Genomic DNA, 25,389 nt, shown 5'->3' with positions numbered 1-25,389 from the left:
CTCACGTCCTGGGGGTCGCACCGCCGGAGAACCCGGTGCGCGCGCCGGACACCGCGGCCGCCATCGCCGGCCAGCGGGCCGGGCCGGCCAGGCCGAGGTGGTAGAGATGCAACTCGGACGCCCCGGCCTTGCCCAGCTCGGCGACATAGGCCTCGATGTCCGGGTTCTCGTTCGCGCCCACCGCCGTCACATAACCTCCGACGTCCACCGTAGCCGGAAGGGTGGCCCTTGCGGTCGCGACCGCGTCGACCGTGGCCGCCGCCGGCTGCCAGCACGGCAGCACGACGGCGTCCACCTCCTCCGGGGCCCTGGGGGTCAGGCCCGGCAAGGCACCGGTCACCCACGGATCTACAGCGCCGTGCAGCACCACGCGCATTCCCGGGCCGATCCGGCTGAGGACGGCCTGCCGCAGCGTGTCGGCGGAACGCTGCCGTGCGGCCAGGAGCACGTCGCGGAATTCCAGTTCGTCCTCGGTGACCGAAAGGTCGCCGGTGGCGAGCAGGCGGGCGACCTCCGCGCGCAGACCTCGGATGACTTCCCCGGGATCCAGCCCCCACCCGCTCGCGCACGCCGGGCAGCAGCACACCGAAAGCAGCCGCGCCACCGCGGGCGCCCACACCGCGTCGGTCTTTTCGTGCCGGCACTGGTGGATCGCCCCGAGCTGGCCACAGGCCTCCAGGATGACCGAGGAGACCTCCAGTTCCCGCAACGATTCCCCGGTCAGCTTGGCCGCGTACTCCCGCACTTCCTCCTGGGCCGGGCAGAGCGCCCACGGATAGGTCTCCCCGAAGCAGTTGCGCACGGCCAGATCCGGGAACCGGCCGCCCAGCCGGGAATCGTGGGTGAGCACCACCCAGGCCGCGGCCGGGACGCCGGCGCGGTTGAGCGCCGCCACCGCCTCGCCGGCGCTGTCCTGGGAAGCCACCCAGTCCGGCACTCCGGGCCGGAGCCGGCCCCAGCCCTCTTCCCGGAACGGCCGGTACAGGGCGGCGTGCGGGGCGAGCACGGCGGTGCGCTCGGGTGACCACGGAGTGGCCGCCCGCGTCGAGTGATACGACACCGCGACCGCGACCTCGTCCACCCCGAGTTCACCGGCCCGCTCCGGGAAACCGGGCTCCTCCACGACATTCCACGGGTAGGCGTATCCCGTCACCCTCATACCAGCGCCAGCCCCCGCTCGATGATGCCCTCCAGCCGGCCGAGTTGGTCATGTGTCGGCTCGGTCAGCGGCGGCCGTACCCCGCCGACCTTCCGCCCGCGCACCCGCGCGCCCGCCTTGACCAGTGATACCGCGAAACCCGGTGTCTCGTCCCGCAACGCCACGAGCGGCAGGTAGAACCCGGCCAGCAGGGTTTCGATCACGTCGTCCTCGCCGTCGGCGAGCGCCCGGTGGAACCGGGTCGCGATCGCCGGCGCGAAGCAGTGCACCGCCGAGGAATAGCGCGCCACCCCGATCGACGCGTAGGCCCGCGCGGACACCTCCGCGGTCGGCAACCCGTTGAAGAACAGGAACTCCGGGTCCCGGGCCCGGATCGTCGTGACGATCCGGGTCATCAGGTCCACGTCGCCGAAGCCGTCCTTGAGCCCGATCACCGACGGAATGTCCAGCAGGGCCGCCGCCGAGGACGCGGTGTAGACACTCGGCGGACGGTGATAGACGATCACCGGGACGCCGGTGTCCCCGACGGCGTACCGCACGTGCGCGGCCAGCCCGTGTGGCGCACCGGAAACCAGGTACGGGGGCAGCAGCAACACGCCGTCTGCGCCACCAGCCCGCGCCGCCGCCACCCCCGCCCTGGCGTTCGCGGCGCCGCCGCCGGCCCCGATCCAGACCGGCACGCGGCCGTCGGCCACCTCGCGTGCCCGCCGCAGCAGGATCGCCACCTCGTCCGGCGACAGCGCGCTGAACTCTCCGGTGCCGCAGGCGACGAACAGTGCCGCCGCGCCCGAGGCCACGTGCGCTTCGACGTTGTCGGCGAAGGCGTCGGGGTTCAGGTCGAGGTCGTCGGTGAACGGGGTCAGCGGGAACGCGAGCAAACCGTCCAAACTCATGCGGGCACTCCAGATTTCAGACCCGGCGACGGCGTCCGGGGACACGGGTCGGTGATCGCGTCGGCCGGCCGTTCGATCGCACCCAGTCCGATGTAGACCACCGGCGAAACCAGGATCGGCGCCGCGACGACGGTCGTCCGGCAGGCCACGTACACGTCGTAGGTGATCAGGCCGGTCGAGAGCTGCACTGTGCCCCCTGCCTGTTCACATAAGTGAACATAGTCCGTATATTGATGCTGTTTGTTAATGCGAACAGCATCCAGAAGCTAATATGGCACCCATCGCAAGTCAACGAACGCCTGAGGAGTGGTCATGACCGACCCCGCGGAGGCGCAGGTCGCCGAACCGTCGGGGGTGAAATCGGCGCGCCGCACGGTGGAACTCCTCGAAACCTTCGCGACCCAGGGCGCCTGGCTCTCGCTTTCGGACCTGCACGCGCGCACCGGCTTCCCCCGCTCGAGCCTGCACGGCCTGCTGCGCACCCTGTTCGAGGCCGGCTGGCTGGAAGCCGACACCGGCAACGCCCGGTACCGCCTCGGCGTGCGGGCGCTCATCTGCGCCACCGCCTACCTCGACCGGGACCCGGCGATGCCCTACGCCACCGAGGCGCTGGAAATCATTCGCGAGCGCACGGGCCTGACCTCGCACTACGCGCGACGCAACGGCGCCGAGGTCGTCTACCTGGAGACCAGGGAGTCACGCCGGTCGACCCACCTCGTGTCGCGGGTCGGCCGGACGCTGCCCGCGCACGCCACCGCGCTGGGCAAGGCACTGCTCGCCGAACTGACCCAGGACGAGATCGCCGCGCTGTACCCCGACCCGCCGCACGCGCTCACCCCGAACACGATCAGTTCCCTGGAAGCGCTCTACGCCGAATGCGAGAGCACCCGCCAGCGCGGTTACGCCGCCGAAATCGAAGAAGGCACACCGGGAATCCGGTGCGTGGCCGCCGTCGTGCCGTACCGCATTCCCGGCACCGACGCGATCAGCTGCTCGATGCCCCTCGGCCAGGTCGACGACGAGGAAGCCGCCTCCGTGGGCGAACTGCTCGCCGAAACCGCCGCCGAACTCGGCCAGCGCCTGCGCCGGGCCGGAATCCGCTGACAGAAGGAACTGGGAGGGAAGGCACGTATGCGAGTCCTGATCACCGGAGCGGCCGGCGTGATCGGTACCCTGATGCGGCCCCGGCTTCGCCGGGAGGGCCGGATCCTGCGGCTGCTGGACGTCGCGCCGCTCCCGCCGGCCGAGCCCGGTGAAGGCGTCGAGCTGGTGACCGGGTCGGTGACGGATCCCGAGACGATGGCGAGGGCGTGCGCGGACGCCGACGCGCTGATCCATCTCGGCGGCATCAGCCGGGAAAGCTCCTGGGAAGCGGCACTGGAGGTGAACATCAACGGCACCCAGGTCGTGCTGGACGCCGCCAGGAAGGCCGGGGTGACCAGGGTGGTGCTCGCCTCCAGCAACCACGCGGTCGGTTTCCGGGAGAACGGCCAGGCGGGGGAAACCGGCCTGCCCGCCGACTCCTCGCCGCGCCCGGACACCTTCTACGGCGTGAGCAAGGCGGCGATCGAAGCGCTCGGCAGCCTCTACCACTCCCGGTTCGGGATGGACGTGGTCTGCGTCCGGATCGGCTCGTGTTTCGAGCGCCCGCCGGGCGTGCGCGGGCTGTCCACCTGGCTTTCGCCGGACGATGCCGCCCGCCTGTTCGAGGCCTGCCTGAGCTGTCCCGCCCCCGGCTACCGCCTGATCTGGGGCGTCTCCGACAACACCCGCCGGGCCTACTCGCTGGCCGAGGCGCAGGCACTGGGCTACCGCTCGCTCGACGACGCCGAAAAGTTCGCCGCCGACTACGCCGGCCAGCCTGCTCCGGCCGGCGACACCGCCCGTTACGTCGGCGGACCCTTCTGCACCACTCCCCTCGGCCGTCCCAACTGATCCGTGGGCAGCCTTTCGGGAGAAGGGTTTGCGGAGGAAACTCGCCGCTCGCCCTGGCCATCTGCTCGAAGGGCCCTGACGACCCGGCCCTCACGACAGCCGCCATGCATCCGGTTGGGAGCCGTCCACGTCGGTGAATCCGTACACACGCGCGAGTTCACCGGAGGTGAGCGACTTCTGGTTCCAGCGGCCGCGATCGGGATCGGCGGCCAGCGCGGCGACCGCGCGGCCGACGAAGCGGGGAGACTCCGAGTGGGCGAAGCCCGCTGGAGCGACGGGTCCGGCCCGCGCCGGATCGAGGGCATCACGCCAGTTCTCTTCGGAGACGCCGTAGTTGTCGAGCATCATCTCCGAACGCAGCCAACCTGGAGTGAGGGCGATCGCGGCGGCCCCGTGCCGTTCCAGTTCGTGCCCCTGCGAGAACGCGAGCCGGTTCACCGCGACCTTGGCCAGATCGTAGAAGACCGAGATGCGGTAGTGCGAGGCGTTGTATTCGGCGGTGCCGTCGGTCACCTCGACGAGCAGGCCGCCCGGGGAGCCGATCAGCAGCGGGAGCAGGTGGTGGGAGGTGATCAGGTGGGTGTCGACGGCCAGCCGCAGCATCCGCAGGCCGCCGGCGAGGTTGTGCTCCCAGACGGGGGTGTTCCACCGCGCCGGGCCGCCTTTGAGGCGCTCGCCACCCCAGATGTCGTTGACCAGCACGTCGATATGTCCGTGGTCGTGCCGGATCCGCCCGGCCAGCGCTCCCACCTGGCCGGGATCCAGGTGATCGACCGGGACCGCGATGCCGGTGCCGCCGAGCCGTGTCACCAGTTCGGCGGTCTCCTCGACGGTCTCGGGCCGGTCGTAGTCGGACGGGATCGGCCTGACCCGGCTGCTGCGTCCGGTACAGATGACGGTCGCGCCGGCCTCACCCAGGGCGGCGGCGATGCCACGGCCGGCTCCGCGCGTCGCGCCCGCGACGACCGCCACCCGGCCACGCAACGCCTCACGGTCCACGGCCGAAGTGTCACATGACGCCGTGTTCGCCGAAAAAGGACGTCAGCGGGACACCGGCGTGCCGCTCGGCGTGCGCGACGAAATCGTCCGTGGTGACCGTTCCATGCCGGTGCTCGTCCGCCCACGACCGCAGCATCGGGAAGAACCGCCCATCGCCGGCAAGCTCGCGCAGCGCGTGCAGGGTCAGCGCGCCGCGCTTGTAGACGCGCACGTCGAACAGGTTGGCCACGCCCGGATCGGCGAGCCGCAGGCCGGGAAGCCGCGACATCCGCTCCGACCACTGCCGCGCCAGCTCCGCGACGGACGGCCCGCCGGATTCCTCGGACCACAGCCATTCCGCGTAGGTGGCGAACCCTTCGTTGAGCCAGATGTGCCGCCACCCCGCCACCGTGAGGCTGTTGCCGAACCACTGGTGCGCCAGCTCGTGCGCGACAAGCCGCTCGTGGGTGCCCCGGCCGTCGACGTGGTTCGCGCCGAAGATCGCCATGCCCTGCGCCTCGACCGGGTCTTCCAGCTCGTCCACGGTCACCACCACCACGTACTCCCGGAACGGGTAGGGCCCGAAGAGCCGCTCGAAGGTCTCCATCATCCGCGGCTGCCGCCCGAAGTCGTGCTCGGCCGCCCCCCGCAACCGGTGCGGCACGGCGGCCCGCTGCGGCACCGCGCGAGCCACCACCCGGATCTCGTTGTCCCGCCCGAGCAGGACGTTGACCCGGTTCGCCGGCACCAGCTCCAGTTCCTCGTACCGTCCTATTTGGACGCTCATCAGGTAGCAGGCGGTGGGCTCCGCTCGCTCGTACACCCAGGTCGTGGTGCTCGCGTTGCGCCGCGTCGACACCAGGTCTCCGGTCAGCAGCACCAGGTGTGAGGACGACGTGGTGACGGTGACCCGGTAGGACGCCTTGTCCGCGGGACGGTCGTTGCACGGGAACCACGACGGGGCGCCGATCGGCTGGCTCGCCACCAGCACACCGTCGGTGAGCTCGTCCCAGCCGATGTCACCCCAGCGCCCGCCCACCGGCCGCGGGTTCCCGGCGTAGCGGACCTCGACGTCGAACTCCCCGCCCGCCGGCACGGGCTTGGCGGGTTTCACGGCGAGCTTGTGCCCACGCCGGGTGAACTTCGCCGCCCGGCCGTCGACGGTCACCCCGGTCACCTTGAACCCCGAAAGGTCCAGGGTGAACCGCGACAGCGCGTCACCCGCCACCGCGGTGATCCGGGCGCGCGCCGCCAGCCGGTTCGGGCCGATCTTGTAGTCGAGTTCGAGGTCGTAGTGGCGGACCCGGTAGCTCGGGTCCCCGTGGTCCGCCAGGTAGTTCGCCGGGTTGGCTGAGTTCTCCGGGTTCTCCGGGTTCTCCGGGTTCTCCGGGTTCTCCGGGTTCTCCGGGTTCTCCGGGTTCGTGGAGTTCACAGCCAGGCCGAAATGGGGTTGCCGAGCCAGCGCGAGTCGGCGGGCACCGCGTCGCCCCGGGTGACCAGGGAGCCGGGGCCGACCGTGGTCCGCGCGCCGATCATCGCGCCGGGCAGCACGATCCCGTGCGGGCCCAGCGTCGCGCCCTCGTCCAGGGTGACCTCGCTCATGCTCATGACGCGATCATGGAACAGGTGGGTCTGCACCACGCAACCCCGGTTGATGGTGGCGCCGTCGCCGAGCCGCACCAGGTCCGCCTCCGGCAGCCAGTAGGTCTCCAGCCAGACGCCGCGTCCGATCCGCGCGCCCATGGTGCGCAGCCAGGCGGTGAGCATCGGCGTGCCGGAGAGCGAGCCGACCAGCCACGGCACCGCCAGCGCCTCCACGAAGGTGTCCGCGAGTTCGTTGCGCCAGACGAACGAGTTCCACAGGGGAACCTCGACCGCGCGGAACCGCCCGACCAGCAGCCATTTCATGACCGTGGCGAGCGCGGCCGCGAGCAGCCCCGCGCCGAGCAGCACCGTCCCCGAAGCCAGCGCGGAGAGCCACCAGCCCGCCGCGGCCCGCAGCGACAGCAGGCCGGCCAGCACGAGCACCGCCAACGCGGCCCCGCACATCACCGGCACGATCCGGCACACCTCGACCACCGCCCGCGCCACCTTCAGCCGCGACGGCGGCTCGAAGGTCCGGCTGAGGTCCGCGGACTCCACGGCTCGTCGCAGGGGCATCGGAGGCATGCCGAGATACGAGGAGCCCTTCTTCGCCTTAAGCGGCGTGGCGGACAGCACCCCCACCAGCCCTCGCTTGGGCACCGCACGGCCGGGCGCGGTCATCCCCGAGTTGCCCAGGAACGCCTGCTTGCCGATCCGGACCGGAGCCACGTGCAGCCAGCCGTGGCCCAGCTCGTAGGTGCCGACCATGGTGTCGTCGGCGAGGAACGCGCCATCGTCCACTTTGGTCATCTTGGGCACGGCGAGCACGGTCGACGCCTCCACGCCCTTACCCACCTTCGCGCCCAGCAAACGCAACCAGACCGGCGTGAACAGGCTGGCATACAAAGGGAAGAGCGCTTCCCGCGCCGAATCCATCAACCGCTCGGTGACCCAGACCTGCCACGCCACCCGGCCGTGCACCGGGTGGTAGCCCTCGCGCAGCCCGATGCCGGCCGCCCGCACCCCGGCCACGATCAGCAGGGCGTAGGCCAGGAAGTAGGCGACGGCGGCCAAGGGTACCGCCATCAGCGCGTGGCCCAGCGCCGCGCCAAGGGTAGGTGTGCCGGACACGGCCCAGCCGAGCACGGCGAGGCCGGGCACGACGGCGAGGCCGGGCAGCAGTCCGAGCAGCAACGAGGTCAGGCCGTAGACGACCATCCAGAACCGCGAACGCGGCGGCCTGCTCGACGGCCATCTCAGCGCGTCCTTGCCGGTTCGCTGAGCGGGCGAGCCCGCCCAGCGCCGGCCCGGCGGGACCGCGCCGCACACCGTCGACCCGGCCGCGATCTCCGCGCCCTTGCCGATCCGTGCTCCGGGCAAGATCGTGCTGCGTGCCCCGATCCGCGCGGCCGCGCCGATCCGGATCTTGCCGACGTGGACCTCGTCGCCATCCACCCAGTGGCCCGACAGGTCCACCTCGGGCTCGACCGCGGCGGCCCGGCCGAGCTTGAGCAGACCGGTCACCGGTGGCTGCGAATGCAGATCGACGTCCTTGCCCACCTTCGCGCCCAGCGCCCGCGCGTAGGTGGTCATCCAGGACGCGCCGGACACCCCGGTCACACCGCTGAACTCGGCCAGCCGCTCGGCCGCCCACAGTCTCAAGTGGACACTTCCGCCGCGTGGGTAGCGGCCCGGCCGGACCCCGCGCAGCAGCGACCGGGCACCGCCCGCGGCGATCGCGATGCGCCCGGCGGGGCTGAACAGCAGGAGCCAGGCCAGTCCGAGCCACCACCAGGACACCGTGGGCGCCCATCCGGCGCCGCCGGCCGCGAGCAGGTTGGACAGCGCCCCGAGCATGGTGACCCAGCGGAACCCGACCAGGCTCAACAGCGGCACCATCAGCAGGGCCTGCGCGATTCCCGCGCGCCGCGGCGTCGGCCGGACCTCCCTGCGCGCATGCTCGGTGCCCGCCAGGCCGTCCAGCAGGCGGGCGAGCATGCCCAGCTTCGGGTTCTGGTAGATGTCGGCCACGGAGACCTGTGGGTGGCGGGTCCGGATCCGGGCCACCAGCTGGGCCGCGGTGAGGCTGCCGCCACCGTGGGTGAAGAAGTCCGCCTCCGGATCGCTGACCGAGACGCCGAGAATCTCCGCCCAGCCCTCCGCAAGCCAGCTCTCGGTGGCCGTGAGGGCGTCCGTGTTCTCCACTGTGGACAATGGCCACGGCAGCGCGGCCCGGTCCACCTTGCCGGAGGTGCGGGTCGGCAGATCACCGACCACGGCGAGCAGCGGCACCAGCGCGGCGGGCAGATGCTCGCGCAACCGGGCCGACGCGGCGTCCACATCGAATTCCCCGGCGGGCACGACGTATCCGACGAGGATCTCGTTGCCCGCCTTGGTCTTCCGGATGGCGGCGGCCGCGCCCGCGACGCCGGGAAGCGCTTGCAGCGCGGCGTCGACCTCACCGAGCTCGACCCGGCGGCCGCCCAGCTTGATCTGCTCGTCCGACCGGCCGAGGAAGACCAGCCCTTCCGGCTCGGCGCGCACCAGATCGCCGCTGCGGTACGCCCGCGACCAGCCCAGCGCGGGCAGCGGCGCGAACTTCTCCGCGTCCTTGACCGGATCGAGGTAACGGGCGAGCCCGGCCCCGCCGATGACCAGCTGCCCGGTCTCCCCCATCGGCACCGGTTCGCCCAGCTCGTCGACGACCGCGAGCTGCCAGCCCAGCAGCGGCAGGCCGATCCGCACCGGGCCCTCGCCGGTCAGGTGCGCGGCACAGGCGACCACGGTGGCTTCCGTCGGACCATAGGTGTTCCAGACCTCGCGGCCTTCGACGGCGACCCGCTCCGCCAGCTCCGGCGGGCAGGCTTCGCCACCGAAGATGAGCAGCCGCACCTCTTCGAGGGCGTCGGCGGGCCAGAGCGCGGCCAGCGTCGGCACGGTCGACACGATGGTGATCCGCTGGGCGACCAGCCACGGCCCGAGGTCGACGCCGGTGCGCACCAGCGACCGCGGCGCGGGGACCAGGCAGGCGCCGTGCCGCCAGGCGAGCCACATTTCCTCGCAGGAGGCGTCGAACGCCACGGACAGCCCGGCCAGCACACGGTCGCCGGGGCCGATCGGCTCCTCGGCGAGGAACAACGCGGCTTCCGCGTCGACGAACGCCGACGCGGCCGCGTGGGTCACCGCGACACCCTTGGGCTTTCCGGTCGAACCGGAGGTGAAGATGATCCACGCGTCGTCGCCCGGCCCCGGAACGCCCTGCCTGCCACCGGGTTCCGCCCTGACGGAGAGCGCACCGCCGTCGGTGAGCACCGCGCACACCCCGGCTTCGGTGAAGACGAGTTCCGCGCGCTCGCCGGGGTCGTCCCGGTCGACCGGAACGTAGGCGGCACCGGCGGAGAGCACCGCGAGGATCGCGACATACAGCTCGGCCGTTCCCGAAGAGATCCGCACACCGACCCGGTCGCCCACCCCGATCCCGGCCGCGGCGAGACGCCGGCGCAGCACGTCGATCTCCTCGGTCAGCCCGCGGTAGGTGAGAACCGTTGTGCCGTCGTCGATCGCGGTCGCGCCAGGATGCCGGGCCGCCGTTTCCGCGAGCACGTCGAGCAGCGTTCGCTCGCCCGCCGCGAGCCCGGTGAAGTACAACGCGCGGGCGAGAACCGGCTTGGGCTCAACAAGAACAGGCGACATCGGGCACCTTTCAAGGGGTCTGGGGGCTTGCCCCCAGGCGGGGTCTGGGGGTCGCACCCCCAGAAGACACAGCGGTCCGGGGGCTCGCCCCCAGGCGGGGTCCGGGGCTTGCCCCCAGCGGGGTCGGGAGTGGCACCCCCAGACGACGCGGGCGGACTCAGCCGAGCAAGCTTACGCGAAGATGAACAAAAGGTTGCCCACAGGTGTGATCAGCGTGACTTCTTGGGCTTCTTCTCCCGCACCCGCACGTTGATCCGCACCGGGCTGCCCGTGAAACCGAAGCGCTCCCGGAACTTCCGCTCGATGAACCGCCGGTAGCCCGCCTCGATGAACCCGGTGGTGAACAGCACCAGCGTCGGCGGCCGGATGGCGGCCTGGGTCGCGAACAGCACCTTGGGCTGCTTGCCGCTTCGGACCGGCGGCGGGGTCGCCGCGATCAGCTCGGACAGCCAGCCGTTGAGCTGCCCGGTCGGCACCCGCTGGTCCCACGAGGACAACGCGGTCCGCAGCGCCGGCGCGAGCTTGCGCACCGCGCGGCCGGTCAGCGCCGAGACGTTGACCCGCTCCGCCCACGGCACCCGCACCAGGCCACGGTCGAGCTCCCGGTCCAGCTGATGCCGGCGTTCCTCGTCGACCAGGTCCCACTTGTTGAGCGCCAGCACGCACGCCCGCCCGGACTCCACCACCATGGTCAGCACCCGGAGGTCCTGTTCGGACAGTGGCTCACTGGCGTCCAGCAACACGATCACCACCTCGGCGGCGTCGATCGCGGCCTTGGTGCGCAAGGAGGCGTAGTACTCGGTGCCGCTTGCGGTATGCACCCGCTTGCGCAGCCCGGCGGTGTCGACGAACCGCCAGGTCTGCCCGTCCAGCTCGACGAGCGAGTCGACCGGGTCGACGGTGGTGCCCGCGACCGCGTCGACCACCGCGCGCTCCTCGCCGGTGAGCTTGTTGAGCAGGCTCGACTTGCCCACGTTCGGCTTGCCGACCAGCGCCACGCGACGCGGCCCGGCCGTGCGCTCGCCGTCGCGCGGCGCCTCCGGCAGCGCCTCGACGATCGCGTCCAGCAAGTCGCCAGAGCTGCGGCCGTGCAACGCGCTCACCGCGAACGGCTCGCCGAGCCCCAGCGACCACAGCGAGGCGACGTCGGCCAGCAGCCGATCGTCGTCCACTTTGTTCGCCGCGAGCAGCACCGGGCGCTTCGACCGGCGCAGCACCTTGGCCGCCGCCTCGTCGGTCGTGGTGGCACCGACCGAGGCGTCCACCACCAGCAGCACGGCGTCCGAAGTGGACATCGCCAGTTCGGCCTGCGCGGCGACCGCGCCCTGCAGGCCGGTCGCGCCGGGCTCCCAGCCACCGGTGTCGACCACCGTGAAGCGGCGGCCGTTCCACACCGCGTCGTAGGCCACCCGGTCCCTGGTCACCCCCGGCACGTCCTGCACGACGGCCTCACGCCGGCCGAGGATCCGGTTCACCAGCGTGGACTTGCCCACGTTCGGGCGCCCGACCACGGCCAGCACCGGCTGCGCGAGCTGCGCCTCCTCCTCGGCGCCTTCGCCGTCGGCCTGGGCGTCGAGCGCGGCGAACTCCGCCTCGTCGGACCAGGTCCCGTAAACCTCAGTCATACTTTCGCTTTCCGTTTCTCTGGCGCGCTCACCGGTCACCTCGGCTGCCGCCCGTTACCTGGCACGCCGGCTTTTCTCATCTCGTCGAGGCTCCGCACGAGCGCGGCGAGTTCGGCGCGCAACCGCTCGGTGGCCTCCTCCAGCCCCGTCCTGCCCTTGCCGACCTCCACCGTGAACGGCTCGCCGACCAGCACGTCCACCCGTGGCCGGAAGCGGCGTTTGCCGCTCTCCGGGGGCCGCGTGCCCCTGGTCGCCACCGGCAGCACCACCGCCCCGGACGCCCGGACCAGCCAGGCGGCGCCGCGTTCGGCGCTGGCCACGTCACCGGCGCCGCGCCTGCCCTCGGGGAACACCCCGACCAGCCCGCCCTCCCGCAGCACCTTCGCGGTGGCCAGCAGCGGCGCCCGGTCCGGTTCTCCACGGCGGACCGGCACCTGGCCGATCCGCCGGAAGAACCACCCCACCGCACCGGCGAACATCTCCTCCTTGACCAGGAACACCGAACGGCGCGGCAACATTCCGTAGATGACGGGCGGCTCGAGCATCGAGCTGTGGTTGGCGATCAGCAGGACGGGTCCGGTGCGCGGAACCCGCTCGAGGCCCTGAACGCGGATGCGGAACGCGGGCCGGAAGCAGTACCGCCCGATCGTCCGGCCCAGGTCGTGCAGCCAGCCGACCGCGCCTTCGGGCAGCCCGGCGGAACTCACCGCGTGACCTCGGCCGCCCGGTCGCTGAGCATCCCGCGCTGGCTGGCCAGTTCGGCCAGGGCGATGATCACCTGGTCGATGCTGAGTTCGGAGGTGTCCATGTGCACGGCGTCGTCGGCGGGCCGTAGCGGAGAGGTGACGCGGGTGGAGTCGAGCCGGTCACGGCGGTCCACCGAGGCCAGCGCGTCGGCGTGGTTGGTCTCCCGTCCCGCCGCGGAGTCCTGGGCGCTGCGCCGCGCGGCGCGGACGTCCGCGGCGGCGGTCAGGTAGACCTTCAGCGGTGCGTCCGGCGCGACGACGGTGCCGATGTCACGCCCTTCCACCACGATCCCGCCGACCTCCGCCAGCACCTCGCCGACGATCTTCCGTTGCCGGGCCACGAGCAGCGCGCGCACCGCGGGCACCGCCGACACGGCGGAAACCGCGTGATTGATGTCATTGCCGCGGATGGCCGCCGTGACGTCCTCCCCGGCCAGCGTCACCGACTGGACGTCGGGACTGGTGCCGATGCCGAACGAGGTGCCGCCCGCGATCGTGGCGACCCGGGCGCCGTCGGCCGGATCCCCACCCGCCCGCAGCACCGCCAACGTCACCACCCGGTACATCGCGCCGGTGTCCAGATACCCGGCACTTAGCCGGTCGGCGAGCTTGCGGGCGACCGTCGTCTTCCCGGTGCCCGACGGACCGTCCAGCGCGACCACGCCACGTAGGGCTCCCGCCACTGCCTGCTCTCCTTGCGCTCCGAATTGCCGTCCGACCCCGGTCCCCGAGGTTCCATTCTGCCTGGCGGGTGACGTCGCGAGCGCACCGGGACCAGGCGGACCCTTTCGTGACCAGCCAGGTGGACCGCGCCGCGCCTCGATCCGACGGTACCGTCAGCGCTTCCGGATTCGCTCGTTCCCCGGGAGAAAGGGAACGGCCGAGCCCGGGTCGGTTCCACGCCTCGACACAGGCAGGCGACAACGAGGGCCCGCTTCGGCAGAACCGGTTCCGCCTTGAACGTTCGGTACCGTGGCGGATGTGAATGTGGAGGTAACACCCTTACCGGGCATCGGGGTGCGTAAGGACTTCGCCATCCGCAACGGACGCCGCGTCGGCGTGGTCACGCACCGGGACGGGCAAATCGAGCTGATCGTGTCCAGGACGGACGATCCGGACGCGTGCCTGGCCGCACTGCCGCTCACCGTGGACGAAGCGGCCGCGCTGGCGAACCTGCTGGGCGCGCCACAACTCGTCGCGCGGCTCACCGAAGAACACCGCGAACTGCCGGGAATCAGCACCCGGCAACTGCCGATCAAAGCCAACGCGCCGTTCGACGGCCGCACGCTCGGCGACACCGCGATGCGCACCCGCACCGGCGTTTCCGTGGTCGCGGTGATGCGCGCGGGCCAGGTGCATCCCTCCCCCACACCGGATTTCACGTTCACCGCCGGCGATCTGCTCGTGGCGGTCGGCACCGCGGAAGGACTCGACGCCGCGCAGAAGATCCTGAAGAACGGCTGACGCCGCTCGCTCGTGAAAGGCTCGCATGGACCACACCGCGCTGTCCCTGATCGAACTCGGAGCCGTCTTCTTCGGCCTCGGCGCACTCGGCAGGCTGGCGGGCCGGTTAGGTCTGTCCCCGATCCCGCTCTACCTGCTCGGCGGGCTGGCTTTCGGCGAGGGCGGTCTGATCCCACTGACCGACATCGGCGGATTCACCCACCTCGCCGGCGAGATCGGCGTCGTACTGCTGCTGTTGCTGCTCGGCCTCGAATACTCGGCGGCCGAACTGTTCACCGGCCTCAAACGATCCTGGGCGGGTGGCCTGGCCGACATCGTGCTCAACGCCGCGCCGGGCGCCGCCGTGGCACTGTTGCTCGGCTGGGGACCGGTGGGCGCGCTGGTGATGGCCGGGGTGACCTATGTCTCGTCGTCGGGCATCATCGCCAAGGTGCTCGGCGACCTCGGCCGCCTGGGTAACCGGGAAACCCCGGTGGTGCTGTCCATCCTGGTCTTCGAGGACCTGGCGATGGCGCTGTACCTGCCGATCCTGACCGCGGTACTGGGCGGGATCAGCTTCCTCGGCGGCCTGCGGGCCGTGGGCATCTCGCTCGCGGTGATCACCGTGGTGCTGGTGATCGCGCTGCGGTTCGGCGGTCACGTTTCGTCCATTGTGGACTCCGAAGATCGCGAGGTGTTCCTGCTGAAGGTGCTCGGCGCCGCCCTGCTCGTCGCCGGCGTCGCCTCCGCGCTCCAGGTTTCGGCGGCCGTGGGCGCCTTCCTGCTCGGCATCGCGATCTCGGGTTCCACCGCGGAAAACGCCACGAACATGCTGGAACCGCTGCGGGATCTGTTCGCCGCCGTGTTCTTCGTGGTGTTCGGGCTCAACACCGACCCGGCCGCCATTCCCCCGGTCCTCGCCTGGGCGGTCGCGCTGGCCGCGGTCACCACCCTGACCAAGGTCGCCACCGGCTGGTGGGCCGCCCGCCGGCAGGGCGTCGGCCGCCTGGGGCGCGCCCGCGCCGGCGCCGCCCTCGTGGCCCGGGGCGAGTTCTCCATCGTCATCGCCGGCCTCGCCGTGACGGCGGGCGCCGTGGACGGCGAACTCGCCGCGCTCGCCACCGCCTACGTCCTCCTGATGGCCATCCTCGGCCCCGTCGCCGCCCGCGTCATCGAACCCGTCGCCCGGACACTGCGCCGAAAGTCACCACGCGTCGAACCAGCGACATCCGACGCGTAGCCCCGCCGTGCCCTGACCGCGCGGGCTATTGAGCCAGTAGGTCGAGGATCTGCTGCCCGTACTTCGCGAGCTTGTTTTCGCCGACGCCGCTGATCAGGCCGAGTTCGGCGAGGGTCGTGGGGGCCTCGGTGGCGATCTGGCGCAGGGTGGCGTCGTGGAAGATCACGTAGGCGGGGACGCCTTGTTCCTTCGCGGCCGAGGCGCGCCAGGCACGGAGGTGTTCGAAGACGGGTGCGGCCTCCGCGGGCATTTCGACACTCGGCTTGGCGGCCTTGGTGGCCTTGGCGGCGCGCGGTTCGCGCTTGGGCTCGCGGCGCAGGCGGACTTCGCGGCGGCGGCCCAAAACCTCGCCGCTCGCCTCGGTGAGGACAAGGGTGCCGTAGTCGCCCTCGACGGCGAGCAGCCCCTGGGCCAGCAACTGGCGCACGACGCCCCGCCACTCCCCGTCGGACAGCTCGCTGCCGATCCCGAACACCGTCAGCGAGTCGTGGCCGAACTGGGTGACCTTGGGCGTTTGCTTGCCGAGCAGGATGTCGACGACCTGGCCGGCGCCGAACTTCTGCCGCCGCTCGTGCTGCAATCGGTACACAGTGGACAGTAGTTTCTGGGCCGCGACGGTGCCGTCCCAGGACTCCGGCGGCGCGAGGCAGGTGTCGCAGTTGCCGCAGGACTCCGCCTGCTGGCCGAAGTAGTTGAGCAGCTGCACCCGGCGGCACTCGACCGTCTCGCAGAGCGCGAGCATCGCGTCCAGATGCCGGCCCAGCAGGCGGCGGTGCGCGACATCGCCTTCGGAGTTGTCGATGAGCTTCCGCTGCTGCACGACGTCGGCCAGCCCATACGCCAGCCACGCGGTGGACGGCAGCCCGTCGCGGCCCGCCCTGCCGGTCTCCTGGTAGTAGCCCTCGATCGACTTGGGCAGGTCCAGGTGCGCGACGAACCGGACGTCCGGCTTGTCGATGCCCATCCCGAAGGCGATCGTCGCGACCACGACCAACCCGTCCTCACGCAGGAACCGAGCCTGGTTCGCGGCGCGGGTGCGCGCGTCGAGACCGGCGTGATACGGCAGGGCCGGGATCCCGTTCCGTACCAGGAGCTCCGCGGTCTTCTCCACCGACGACCGGGTCAGGCAGTAGACGATTCCGGAATCCCCGACATGCTCGGTACGCAGCAACTCCAGCAGTTGCTTGGCGGGGTTGTTCTTCGGCACGATCCGGTACTGGATGTTGGGCCGGTCGAAGCTGGCGACGAAATGCCGCGCGTCCCCCAGGTTCAGCCGTTCCGCGATCTCGGCGTGGGTCGCCTTCGTCGCCGTCGCGGTCAGCGCTATGCGCGGCACCGACGGCCAGCGCTCGTGCAGGTCCGACAAGGCGAGGTAGTCAGGCCGGAAATCGTGCCCCCACTGGGAGACGCAATGCGCCTCGTCGATGGCGAACAGCGAGACCTTCCCGCGATCGAGCAGGCGCACGGTGGACTCGACGCGCAACCGCTCCGGCGCGAGGTACAGCAGGTCGAGCCCGCCGTTCAGGAACGCCGCCTCGACCTCCCGGCGCTGCTCGAAATCCTGCGTGGAGTTGAGGAATCCGGCCCGCACCCCGAGCGCCCGCAGCGCGTCGACCTGGTCCTGCATCAGGGCGATCAGCGGCGAGATGACCACCCCGGTGCCCGCGCGCACCAGCGCCGGAATCTGGTAGCACAGCGACTTGCCGCCGCCGGTCGGCATGAGCACGAGCGCGTCCCCACCGCCGGCGACATGCTCGATGATCGCTTCCTGCTCGCCCCGGAAGGAGTCGTAGCCGAAGACGCGCCGCAGCACGCCCAGCGCTTCGGAGATCGTTTCGGTGGAGCTCACCCGGCGATGGTACTGATGACCACCGACATCACAGGCCGACCTGCCGGTAGAGGCCGCCGATTTCCTGCCTGGTCAGCCTCCGCAGCGTGCCGGGCTTCGGGTTGCCGAGCTGCACGTCGCCGATCGCGGTCCGGACCAGCTTCCGCACCGGGAACCCCACCTCGGCCAGCAGCCGCCGCACGATGTGCTTGCGGCCCTCGTGCAGCACCACCTCGACCAGGGTCTGCCCGCCGTAGACATCCTTGACGCGGAACTCGTCCACCTTGACCGGCCCGTCCTCGAGCGTTACGCCGGCCCGCAGCTGCTTACCGAGCCCGCGCGGCACCTTCCCGTCGACCTCGGCCAGGTAGGTCTTCGGCACGTGGTAGGAGGGGTGCATCAGCCGGTGCGCGAGATCGCCGTCGTTGGTGAGCAGCAGCAATCCCTCGGTCTCGGCGTCGAGCCGCCCGACGTGAAACAGGCCCGCGGCATCGCTTCGCCCGCGCACGTAGTCGCCGACACAGGGCCGCCCCTGGTCGTCGGTCATCGTGCTGTGCACCCCGCGCGGCTTGTTCAACGCCAGATACACGAGGTCTTCACGCAGGACGATCCGCGTGCCGTCGACGTGGATCACGGCGTGGTCCGGGTCCACCCGGCGGCCGAGTTCACGCACCACCTGCCCGTCCACGCTCACCCGGCCCTGCACGATCAGCTCCTCGGCCGCGCGCCGCGAAGCGACCCCGGCCTTGGACAGCACCTTCTGCAGCCGGACACCCTCGGCCTGGTCAGATGTCATCGATCGCGTCCACTTCCGGTAGCAACGGGGCGATCGGGGGCAGGTCGTTCAGCGACGACAGCCCGAGCCGCTCGAGGAACAATTCCGTGGTCACATACAGGGTGCCACCGGTCTCGCCGTCCGTGCCGCTCTCCTCGATGAGCCCACGCGCCAGCAGCGTCCGGATCACCCCGTCCACGTTCACACCCCGCACCGCCGACACCCGCGCCCTGGTGACCGGCTGGCGGTAGGCGATCACCGCCAGGGTCTCCAGCGCGGCCCTGGTCAGCTTCGACCGCTGCCCGTCCATCAGCAGCTTCTCCACGAAGGGCGCGTAGGTGTCCCGGGTGAAGAACCGCCAGCCCTCCCCGACCCGGCGCAGGTCGATCCCGCTCGCCCGCTCCGTGAAGGCGGTCGCCATCGCCCGCAGCGTGTCCGTCACCCGCGTGACCGGCTGGCCGACCGTCTCGGCCAGCGACTCCTCACTCGCCGGTGAGTCCACCACCAGCAGCAGCGCCTCCAGGGCGGATTCCAGCGCCGGGTCCCCGGTCAGGTCGGGCACCGAACCGCCCACCGCCACGAGATCGGCCGGGTCCCCCGCAAGGTCCTCGCCGCTTTCCACCTGCGGCGCCTCGGGCTCCGGTCCGTCGGCCTCGACCTCTCCGGGAGGTCCTTCCACGCTCACCCGTACTCCTCTTCTTCCGCGCCCGCGCCGCCGGCCTCGGAGACCGCTGCGGCTGCCAGGACCTGTTCGACGGGTCCGCCCGTCCAGCGCACGCTCAGCGCGCCCAGCGCCTCCTCCTGGTCGAACTGCACGCTCGACTCGCGGTACAGCTCCAGCAGCGCCAGGAACCGTGCCACCACCTCGATCGTGTGCTCGCAGTCGGACACGAGTTCCGCGAACGTCGCCGTGCCGGCCGAGGCGAGCCGCACCCGCAGCACCGCCGCGTGCTCGCGGACCGAAACCCGGCCCATGTGCAGGTGGTCGAGCGACACCGTGGGCGGCGGCTTCGGCCGGAACACCGCGAGCGCGATCTCGGCGAACTTCGCCGCGTCCACACCGAGCATGACCTCGGGCAGGAGCCCGAGGTAGCGCTCCTCCAGCGCCACCGACCGGGGGTAGCGCCGCAGCGCACCGGCCTCCAGCTCCGCGAACAGTCCGGCGACCTGTTTGTAGGCACGGTACTGCAGCACGCGCGCGAACAGCAGGTCCCTGGCCTCCAGCAGGGCCAGGTCCTCCTCGTCCTCCACCTCGGCCGCGGGCAGCAGGCGCGCGGCCTTGAGGTCGAGCAGGGTCGCCGCGATGACGAGGAACTCGGTGGTCTCGTCGAGGTCCCAGTCCTGGCCCAGCGCCCGCGTGTAGGCGATGAAGTCGTCGGTGACCTGGTGCAGGGCGACCTCGGTGACGTCGAGCTGGTGCTGCGAGATCAGCTGCAGCAGCAGGTCGAACGGGCCCTCGAAGTTCGCCAGCCGGACCTTGAACTTCGACGGCTCGCCCGCCGCGGGCTCCGGCTGAGCCACCCCAGCCGGCTCCCCGTGCTCTGTCACTGCCCCGAGGCTTCCTCGGTTTCGAGTGCCAGACCGTCCGCGCGCAACCGCTGCATCAGCACCGAATCGGGCCCGTGCTGCTCGAAGTCGGCCAGCAGCACCGCCACCGCCTCGCGCACCAGCCTGCCGCGGTCGACGACCATCCCGTACTTGGCCCGCAACGCCAGCCTGGCCTGCTCCATCGCGACCAGCTCGTCGCCCGAGAGGTACACGGTGATCTTCGTGTCGTGCTTCTGCCGCCCCGTGGTGCCGCGGGCGGCCGAACTGCGCTGCAGCTGCTCCTTGTGCCCGCCGCGGACGGCCGGCTCGGCGGGGGTGCTGGTCAGGCGGAACAGTTCGGCGGTCGGGGGCAGCGATGGACGCCTGCTCACCGCGCGATCACCTCGCGTGCCAGCGCACGGTAGGCGGCGGCGCCCTGCGATTTCGGCGCCCAGCGGGTGATCGGCTCACCGGCGACGGTGGTCTCCGGGAACCGCACGGTCCGGTTGATCACCGTGTCGAACACGGTTTCCCCGAAGGCTTCCACGACCCGCGCCATGACCTCTCTGGAGTGCAGGGTCCTCGGGTCGAACATGGTGGCCAGTATGCCGGTGATGTCCAGTTTGGGGTTCAAGCGCTCGCGTACCTTCTCGATCGTGTCGATCAACAGGGCCACGCCACGCAGGCTGAAGAATTCACACTCCAGTGGGATGATCACACCGTCCGCGGCCGTGAGCGCGTTCACCGTGAGCAACCCGAGCGATGGCTGGCAGTCGACCAGAACATAGTCGTAGCCGTTCATCACCGGTTGCAGGACCCGGAGCAAGGTGTGCTCGCGGCCGACCTCCGCCACCAGCTGGACCTCCGCGGCGGAGAGATCGATGTTGCTCGGGAGCAGGTCCATGTCGTCCACGCAGGTCTTGCGCAGCACGTTTTCGGCGGACACCGCGCGCTCCATGATGGCGTTGTAGACGGTCTGATCCAGCTCGTGCGGCTGGATGCCCAGGCCCACCGACAGCGCGCCCTGCGGATCGAAGTCGACCAGCAGCACGCGGCGGCCGTACTCGGCCAGCGCGGCGCCCAGGTTGATGGTCGAGGTGGTCTTGCCCACACCGCCCTTCTGGTTGCAGATGGCGAGCACCGTGGCGGGCCCGTGCCTGTCCAGCGGCGGGGGGTCGGGAATCTCCCGCAGCGGCCTGCCCGTCGGGCCCACCGGAGCCTTGCCGTTCGCCTTTCCGGTGGCGGTCTCCACGGCAGTGTCCACTGCGTTGGGGTCCCCCTCTATCGCGATCGTCAGCTGGTCGAGGTTCGCGGCGGCCGACTTGGCAGCGGCCGATCTGGCCGATGGCTCGGGTGTCGACATGGCGCGAAAACTCCTCAGTGTTATCCGCGACACGCGCAGCTGGCGCCAACGCTTTCGTGCCCCGGACAACGCTTCCTCATCCGACGGGTCTCCGGAAGCCTATGCCGTGAGCCGTTTGTCGCCAAAGCGGCTCGCCGACTACCTCTCCCGGTCAACCCAGCGCGCGAGGATGGGCATGAGCATATATCTCACGCAGAGTGTTCACCGTCACCAGGGTGTAGACCTGTGTCGTGGTCACCGAAGCGTGCCCCAGCAGCTCCTGGACCACCCGGACATCGGCTCCGCCCTCCAGCAGATGGGTGGCAAAAGAGTGACGCAGCGTGTGCGGTGACACGCTCGCGGAGATCCCGGCGCGCTCGGCATTGGTCTTGAGCACCTGCCAGGCGCCCTGCCGGGAAAGGCGGCCGCCCCGCGCGTTGAGGAACAGCGCCGCGGTTCCGGTCCCGCCGCCGCGGGCGGCCAGTGCCGGGCGGGCGCGGACCAGGTACGCCTCCAGCGCGGCCACCGCGGGCTTGCCGACGGGGACCAGCCGTTGCTTGCCACCCTTGCCGTCCAGCAGCGCGGTTCGGTCGCGGGCGTCCATGTCGTCGAGGTCGAGCCCCACGGCCTCCGAGATGCGCGCGCCGGTCGAGTAGAGCAACTCCAGCAACGCCCGGTCCCGCAGCGCGCGCTCGCCCTCGGCGGGCGGCATGTTCAGCAGCCGCAGCACATCGTCCACCGGCAGCGCCTTGGGCAGCCGCTTCGCCGCGGCGGGCGGGCGCACCTCGCGGGCGGGGTCGTCGTCGGTGATGCCGTCCAGGTGCGCGAACCGGTGCAGCCCGCGCACCGCGACCAGCGCGCGGGCCGCCGAAGACGCGGCCAGCGGCGGATGCTCGTCGTCGCCTTCACGCAGCGCGGCACCGAACCCCGCCACATCGGCCTCCCCGACCCGGCGGAAGTCCTCGATGCCCGCGCGGGCCAGGTGCTCGGTATAGCGGCGCAGGTCGCGGGCGTAGCTGTCCAGGGTGTTGCGAGCGGTGCCCCGCTCCACCGCCAGGTGGTCGAGGTAGGCCGTGACCACCCCGGCCACCGGTACACCCGCGTTCGGCACGCGCCCACCTTAGCCGTGCCACCCGGGCACGCCCAGCGTCTTGTGGGGGTCCGACCCCCACACCCCGGCTGGGAGCAAGCCCCCAGAACCCCTTGTTTTCAGCCCTGGCCGACCCTCCGGCCGGCGAACGTGGCCGGGCGGGTCGGCCACGGCGCGTCGACGGGCCTGGGCTGCGCCTGCCCGGCCAGGACGGTGTGCGCGGCCAGCACCCCCGCGACGGTGGAGCCGTTGACCAGCTCGCCCGCCAGCGCCATCCGCACCGCCTCCGGCAGCGGAACCCGGTGCACCACCAGATCGGCCTCCTCGTCGGAAGCGGGCGGCGTGCGGTCCACCCGGGCCAGCCCGCGGGCGAGGAAGACACGCACCACCTCGTCGGTGAACCCGGGCGAGGCCGCCACGTCGACCAGGACGTCCCAGCGGGTCGCGGTCAGCCCGGCCTCCTCCAGCAGCTCCCGGCGAGCCGTCTCGACGGGCTCCTCGCCGTCCACGTCGAGCAGACCGGCGGGCAGCTCCCAGAGGCGCCGGCGCAGCGGATGCCGGTACTGGTGGATCAGCGTGACCGCACCGTCGTCGTCCACCGCCGCGATGGCCACCGCCCCGAGGTGCTCGACCACCTCACGGCGTGCGACGGAGCCGCCCGGCATCACGACGTCGTCGACGCGCATGCCCACCACGCGTCCGATGTGGACGTCCTCAGTGGACACCACGGAGAAGTCGTGGGCCCCTGGGCCGGTCATCGGACGCTCACCGACGGCTCGGGCAGCTCCACCGGAAGCCGGTCCGCCGTGCGGTATTCCACCGCCGCGTTGATGAACGCGTCGAACAGCGGATGCGGCCGGGTGGGCCTGCTCTTGAGTTCCGGATGGGCCTGGGTGCCCACGAAGAACGGGTGCGTCTCCTCCGGCAGTTCGACGAACTCGACCAGGTGATCGTCGGGCGAGGTACCCGAGAACACCAGCCCGGCGTCCCCGAGTTGCTTGCGGTAGAAGTTGTTGACCTCGTAGCGGTGCCGGTGCCGCTCGGACACCTCGGTCGTGCCGTACGCCTTGGCCACCTGCGATCCGGGCACCAGCCTGGCCGGGTAGGCGCCGAGACGCATGGTCCCGCCCATGTCCCGCTCGCCCGCGATGACGTCCTTCTGGTCGGCCATCGTGGAGATCACCGGATGCGTGGTGGTCTCGTCGAACTCGGCGGAGTTGGCGTCGGCGATCCCGGCCAGGTTGCGCGCCACCTCGATCACCATGCACTGCAGGCCAAGGCACAGGCCGAGCACCGGGATGCCGCGGGTGCGGGCGTGGCTGATCGCGCCGATCTTGCCCTCGATCCCCCGCACGCCGAACCCGCCCGGCACCAGCACACCGTCCACTCCGGACAGTGCGGCGGCCGCCCCGGCCGGGGTGGTCGCGCGGTCCGAGGCGACCCAGACGATCTCCACCTTGGCACGGTGGGCGAACCCGCCCGCCCGCAGCGCCTCGGTCACCGAAAGGTAGGCGTCCGGCAGGTCGATGTACTTGCCGACGAGCGCGATCCGCACCTTCTCGGCCGGGTTGTGCACACGGTCGAGCAGGTCCCCCCACACCGTCCAGTCCACGTCGCGGAACGGCAGGTCCAGCCGCCGCACCACATACGCGTCGAGGCCCTCGGAGTGCAGCACCTTGGGAATGGCATAGATGGACGGTGCGTCGGGGCAGGCCACCACGGCCTCGGTGTCCACGTCGCACATCAGCCCGATCTTGCGCTTGAGGTCCTCGGGCAGGTTCCGGTCGGCGCGGCAGACCAGCGCGTCGGGCTGGATACCGATGTTCCGCAGCGCGGCCACGGAGTGCTGGGTGGGCTTGGTCTTCAACTCGCCGGAGGGCGCGAGATAGGGCACCAGCGACACGTGCAGGAAGAAGCAGTTGTCGCGGCCGATCTCGTGCCGGACCTGGCGGCAGGCCTCCAGGAACGGCAGGGACTCGATGTCGCCGACCGTGCCGCCGACCTCGGTGATCACCACGTCGGGCCGCTGGTCCGTCCCGTCCGAGGAGGCGACGGCCATGATGCGCCGCTTGATCTCGTCGGTGATGTGCGGAATGACCTGGACGGTGTCGCCGAGGTACTCACCGCGCCGCTCCTTGGCGATGACCTCCGAATACACCTGGCCGGTGGTCACGTTGGCCGAGCCGGACAGGTCGCGGTCGAGGAAGCGCTCGTAGTGGCCGATGTCGAGGTCGGTCTCGGCGCCGTCCTCGGTGACGAACACCTCGCCGTGCTGGAACGGGCTCATCGTGCCCGGGTCGACGTTGATGTACGGGTCGAACTTCTGCACCTGCACCTTCAGCCCGCGCGCCTTCAGCAGGCGCCCGAGCGAGGCGGCGGTGATGCCCTTGCCGAGCGACGAGACGACGCCGCCGGTCACGAACACGTACTTGGGCGGGCGGCGCGCCACTATGGGCGCCCCATCGCGTCGAGCTCCCGCAGGACGGGCGTGCGCTCGATCAGCGCCCCGAGGGAGCGAACCTCGCCGGCCGCGGTGAGCGCGGCGAGCCCTGCGATGCAGAGGATCTGACCCCGAGCCGTGAGCCTGCCCACGGATCCAAAACCTAGCACGGCGCCCAGCGCGTTCGAGCCTGCGTCCCCCAGCATCGTCATCTCGCGGAGATCGTAAGGAGCGAGCAGGACGGCCGCCGGGAGGTAGCGCGCGGCGTCGCCGCCGACGAGCGCCGCGCCTGCGGCGAAGACCTTAAGCGCGCGGCCCGGACGGGTGTCGAGCTGGTTCAGCGCGTTGGCCGCGAGCGCGACGAGCGCTGCCTTGCGCAGCGAGCGCGTCGTCCCCAGCGCGACGAGCGGGATCCCGAGCGCCTTCGCGACGCCGGTCGTCGAGCCCTTGGCCAGGTGCGCCTTGAAGCCGCGCTCCGGCCCGCTCCAGAGGTCGTCCGCCACACCGAGCAGCGCCGTTGCGGCGACGCCGGCCCGGGTGCGGGTCGATGCCCCCGAGCCGCCGAGCGCGACGAGCACGCCGACCAGCGGCAGCCGGAGATCGCGGTAGTTGGCGGCGGTCGGGCCGCAGGCGAGCACCGTGTCGAGCAGCTGGCGCCCCCGGTGCAGGAAGCCGCGGGCGGTGCGGCCGGTGTCGCGGTGACCGAGCTCCAGCTCGCGCTCGTCCACGCGCAGGCCGGCGCGGACGGCGTCGATCGTCATCCGCACCTCGCAGCCGAAGCCGGGGGCAAGCGGGAAGCAGGTGTCGCGCGCCGACCGCGAGAGGACGCGCTGCCCCGACAACGGTTCGCGGGCGTCGGAGCCGCTCCGGGCGCGCACGAGCGCGCGGGCAGCAGTCTTGGCGATCCCGAAGCCGCCGCCAACCCGCGCCGCGAAGGCGGCGACGGCGAGGTCGGCGTCCTCGGAGACGAGCTCCCTGAGGTCGCCGTCGAGATCGGCGTCGCAGAGCAGGAGACGGCCAGTCGGCAACTCGCGCTCCGCGAGCGTCAGAGCCTGGCCCTTGCCGAGCCGCGGCAGCCGGAGCACGACGGC

At 71.4% G+C, this 25,389-nt stretch carries 23 protein-coding genes; 4 read left to right on the top strand and 19 right to left on the bottom strand.

What is annotated here, in order from left to right:
* Position 1: 1 nt before the first annotated feature.
* The 3 genes from VJT49_RS10300 to VJT49_RS10290 are packed head-to-tail and all read right to left on the bottom strand — an operon-like array spanning position 2 to position 2,240.
* Positions 2-1,159 (bottom strand): hypothetical protein, encoded by a 1,158-nt coding sequence (locus VJT49_RS10300; RefSeq protein WP_324164523.1) that lies wholly within the window; start codon positions 1,157-1,159, stop codon positions 2-4.
* Positions 1,156-2,052, bottom strand: a complete 897-nt coding sequence (locus tag VJT49_RS10295) for a 5-dehydro-4-deoxyglucarate dehydratase (protein WP_324164522.1) — start codon at positions 2,050-2,052, stop codon at positions 1,156-1,158. Before VJT49_RS10295 ends, VJT49_RS10300 begins: the two co-directional genes overlap by 4 nt.
* Complete coding sequence (locus tag VJT49_RS10290) at positions 2,049-2,240, bottom strand: hypothetical protein (protein WP_324164521.1); 192 nt, start codon at positions 2,238-2,240, stop codon at positions 2,049-2,051. Before VJT49_RS10290 ends, VJT49_RS10295 begins: the two co-directional genes overlap by 4 nt.
* Before the next feature lie 124 nt (positions 2,241-2,364).
* Between VJT49_RS10290 and VJT49_RS10285 the strand changes: the two genes are divergently transcribed.
* A complete protein-coding gene (locus tag VJT49_RS10285) occupies positions 2,365-3,156 on the top strand; it encodes an IclR family transcriptional regulator (protein WP_324164520.1) in 792 nt (263 codons plus the stop codon).
* 27 nt (positions 3,157-3,183) lie between these two features.
* Positions 3,184-3,987, top strand: coding sequence for an NAD(P)-dependent oxidoreductase (locus VJT49_RS10280; protein ID WP_324164519.1), 804 nt, complete (start codon positions 3,184-3,186; stop codon positions 3,985-3,987).
* Positions 3,988-4,077: 90 nt separating this feature from the next.
* On the opposite strand, the gene VJT49_RS10275 is transcribed toward VJT49_RS10280, so the two are convergent.
* From VJT49_RS10275 to cmk, 6 genes are all read right to left on the bottom strand, one after another.
* Positions 4,078-4,986, bottom strand: coding sequence for an SDR family oxidoreductase (locus tag VJT49_RS10275; RefSeq protein WP_324164518.1), 909 nt, complete (start codon positions 4,984-4,986; stop codon positions 4,078-4,080).
* Positions 4,987-4,996: 10 nt separating this feature from the next.
* Positions 4,997-6,298: a M1 family metallopeptidase gene (locus VJT49_RS10270; protein WP_324164537.1), complete on the bottom strand. Its 1,302-nt coding sequence runs from the start codon at positions 6,296-6,298 to the stop codon at positions 4,997-4,999.
* A 95-nt stretch (positions 6,299-6,393) separates the two neighbouring features.
* A complete protein-coding gene (locus VJT49_RS10265; RefSeq protein WP_324164517.1) occupies positions 6,394-10,242 on the bottom strand; it encodes a Pls/PosA family non-ribosomal peptide synthetase in 3,849 nt (1,282 codons plus the stop codon).
* 209 nt (positions 10,243-10,451) lie between these two features.
* On the bottom strand, positions 10,452-11,867 hold the full coding sequence (der, locus tag VJT49_RS10260; RefSeq protein WP_324164516.1) for a ribosome biogenesis GTPase Der: 1,416 nt from the start codon (positions 11,865-11,867) through the stop codon (positions 10,452-10,454).
* Between the two features lie 35 nt (positions 11,868-11,902).
* Complete coding sequence (locus VJT49_RS10255; RefSeq protein ID WP_324164515.1) at positions 11,903-12,574, bottom strand: lysophospholipid acyltransferase family protein; 672 nt, start codon at positions 12,572-12,574, stop codon at positions 11,903-11,905.
* Positions 12,571-13,275, bottom strand: a complete 705-nt coding sequence (gene cmk / locus VJT49_RS10250) for a (d)CMP kinase (protein WP_324164536.1) — start codon at positions 13,273-13,275, stop codon at positions 12,571-12,573. The genes VJT49_RS10255 and cmk overlap by 4 nt, the downstream gene beginning before the upstream one ends.
* 319 nt (positions 13,276-13,594) lie before the next feature.
* Between cmk and VJT49_RS10245 the strand changes: the two genes are divergently transcribed.
* Together VJT49_RS10245 and VJT49_RS10240 are read left to right on the top strand one after the other, a co-directional pair.
* On the top strand, positions 13,595-14,077 hold the full coding sequence (locus VJT49_RS10245; protein ID WP_324164514.1) for a cation:proton antiporter regulatory subunit: 483 nt from the start codon (positions 13,595-13,597) through the stop codon (positions 14,075-14,077).
* A gap of 25 nt (positions 14,078-14,102) precedes the next feature.
* A complete protein-coding gene (locus VJT49_RS10240; RefSeq protein WP_324164513.1) occupies positions 14,103-15,296 on the top strand; it encodes a cation:proton antiporter in 1,194 nt (397 codons plus the stop codon).
* A 25-nt stretch (positions 15,297-15,321) separates the two neighbouring features.
* Here the strand turns inward: VJT49_RS10240 and recQ are convergent, their stop codons facing one another.
* The 10 genes from recQ to VJT49_RS10190 all read right to left on the bottom strand — a co-directional run.
* Positions 15,322-17,145 (bottom strand): DNA helicase RecQ, encoded by a 1,824-nt coding sequence (gene recQ / locus VJT49_RS10235; protein WP_324164512.1) that lies wholly within the window; start codon positions 17,143-17,145, stop codon positions 15,322-15,324.
* A 28-nt stretch (positions 17,146-17,173) separates the two neighbouring features.
* On the bottom strand, positions 17,174-17,920 hold the full coding sequence (locus VJT49_RS10230; protein WP_324164511.1) for a pseudouridine synthase: 747 nt from the start codon (positions 17,918-17,920) through the stop codon (positions 17,174-17,176).
* Positions 17,910-18,584 (bottom strand): SMC-Scp complex subunit ScpB, encoded by a 675-nt coding sequence (gene scpB, locus VJT49_RS10225; RefSeq protein WP_414635888.1) that lies wholly within the window; start codon positions 18,582-18,584, stop codon positions 17,910-17,912. Before scpB ends, VJT49_RS10230 begins: the two co-directional genes overlap by 11 nt.
* The gene (locus VJT49_RS10220; RefSeq protein WP_324164510.1) at positions 18,581-19,447 is read right to left on the bottom strand and encodes a segregation and condensation protein A; all 867 of its coding nucleotides are present in this window, start codon (positions 19,445-19,447) and stop codon (positions 18,581-18,583) included. The genes scpB and VJT49_RS10220 overlap by 4 nt, the downstream gene beginning before the upstream one ends.
* Complete coding sequence (locus VJT49_RS10215; protein WP_324164509.1) at positions 19,444-19,818, bottom strand: cobyrinic acid ac-diamide synthase; 375 nt, start codon at positions 19,816-19,818, stop codon at positions 19,444-19,446. Before VJT49_RS10215 ends, VJT49_RS10220 begins: the two co-directional genes overlap by 4 nt.
* A complete protein-coding gene (locus VJT49_RS10210; RefSeq protein ID WP_324164508.1) occupies positions 19,815-20,789 on the bottom strand; it encodes a ParA family protein in 975 nt (324 codons plus the stop codon). The genes VJT49_RS10215 and VJT49_RS10210 overlap by 4 nt, the downstream gene beginning before the upstream one ends.
* Positions 20,790-20,940: 151 nt before the next feature.
* A complete protein-coding gene (gene xerD / locus VJT49_RS10205) occupies positions 20,941-21,849 on the bottom strand; it encodes a site-specific tyrosine recombinase XerD (RefSeq protein WP_324164534.1) in 909 nt (302 codons plus the stop codon).
* A gap of 128 nt (positions 21,850-21,977) precedes the next feature.
* Positions 21,978-22,616: an NUDIX hydrolase gene (locus tag VJT49_RS10200; RefSeq protein WP_324164507.1), complete on the bottom strand. Its 639-nt coding sequence runs from the start codon at positions 22,614-22,616 to the stop codon at positions 21,978-21,980.
* Complete coding sequence (locus tag VJT49_RS10195; RefSeq protein ID WP_324164506.1) at positions 22,613-24,307, bottom strand: CTP synthase; 1,695 nt, start codon at positions 24,305-24,307, stop codon at positions 22,613-22,615. The genes VJT49_RS10200 and VJT49_RS10195 overlap by 4 nt, the downstream gene beginning before the upstream one ends.
* A partial coding sequence (locus VJT49_RS10190; protein ID WP_324164505.1) for a hypothetical protein occupies positions 24,307-25,389 on the bottom strand: 1,083 nt, incomplete at its 5' end. The genes VJT49_RS10190 and VJT49_RS10195, both read right to left, overlap by 1 nt.

Source organism: Amycolatopsis sp. (assembly GCF_035276945.1).
Lineage (GTDB): Bacteria > Actinomycetota > Actinomycetes > Mycobacteriales > Pseudonocardiaceae > Amycolatopsis_E.
Note: the sequence above shows the minus strand (reverse complement) of the source record. Positions and strands in the feature narration are given on the sequence as shown.

Coding starts and splice junctions, on each gene's coding strand:
- VJT49_RS10300 (WP_324164523.1), bottom strand. CDS start 1,159: ATGAGGGTGACGGGATACGCCTACCCGTGGAATGTCGTGGAGGAGCCC.
- VJT49_RS10295 (WP_324164522.1), bottom strand. CDS start 2,052: ATGAGTTTGGACGGTTTGCTCGCGTTCCCGCTGACCCCGTTCACCGAC.
- VJT49_RS10285 (WP_324164520.1), top strand. CDS start 2,365: ATGACCGACCCCGCGGAGGCGCAGGTCGCCGAACCGTCGGGGGTGAAA.
- VJT49_RS10280 (WP_324164519.1), top strand. CDS start 3,184: ATGCGAGTCCTGATCACCGGAGCGGCCGGCGTGATCGGTACCCTGATG.
- VJT49_RS10265 (WP_324164517.1), bottom strand. CDS start 10,242: ATGTCGCCTGTTCTTGTTGAGCCCAAGCCGGTTCTCGCCCGCGCGTTG.
- der (WP_324164516.1), bottom strand. CDS start 11,867: ATGACTGAGGTTTACGGGACCTGGTCCGACGAGGCGGAGTTCGCCGCG.
- VJT49_RS10240 (WP_324164513.1), top strand. CDS start 14,103: ATGGACCACACCGCGCTGTCCCTGATCGAACTCGGAGCCGTCTTCTTC.
- VJT49_RS10230 (WP_324164511.1), bottom strand. CDS start 17,920: ATGACATCTGACCAGGCCGAGGGTGTCCGGCTGCAGAAGGTGCTGTCC.
- VJT49_RS10210 (WP_324164508.1), bottom strand. CDS start 20,789: ATGTCGACACCCGAGCCATCGGCCAGATCGGCCGCTGCCAAGTCGGCC.
- VJT49_RS10200 (WP_324164507.1), bottom strand. CDS start 22,616: ATGACCGGCCCAGGGGCCCACGACTTCTCCGTGGTGTCCACTGAGGAC.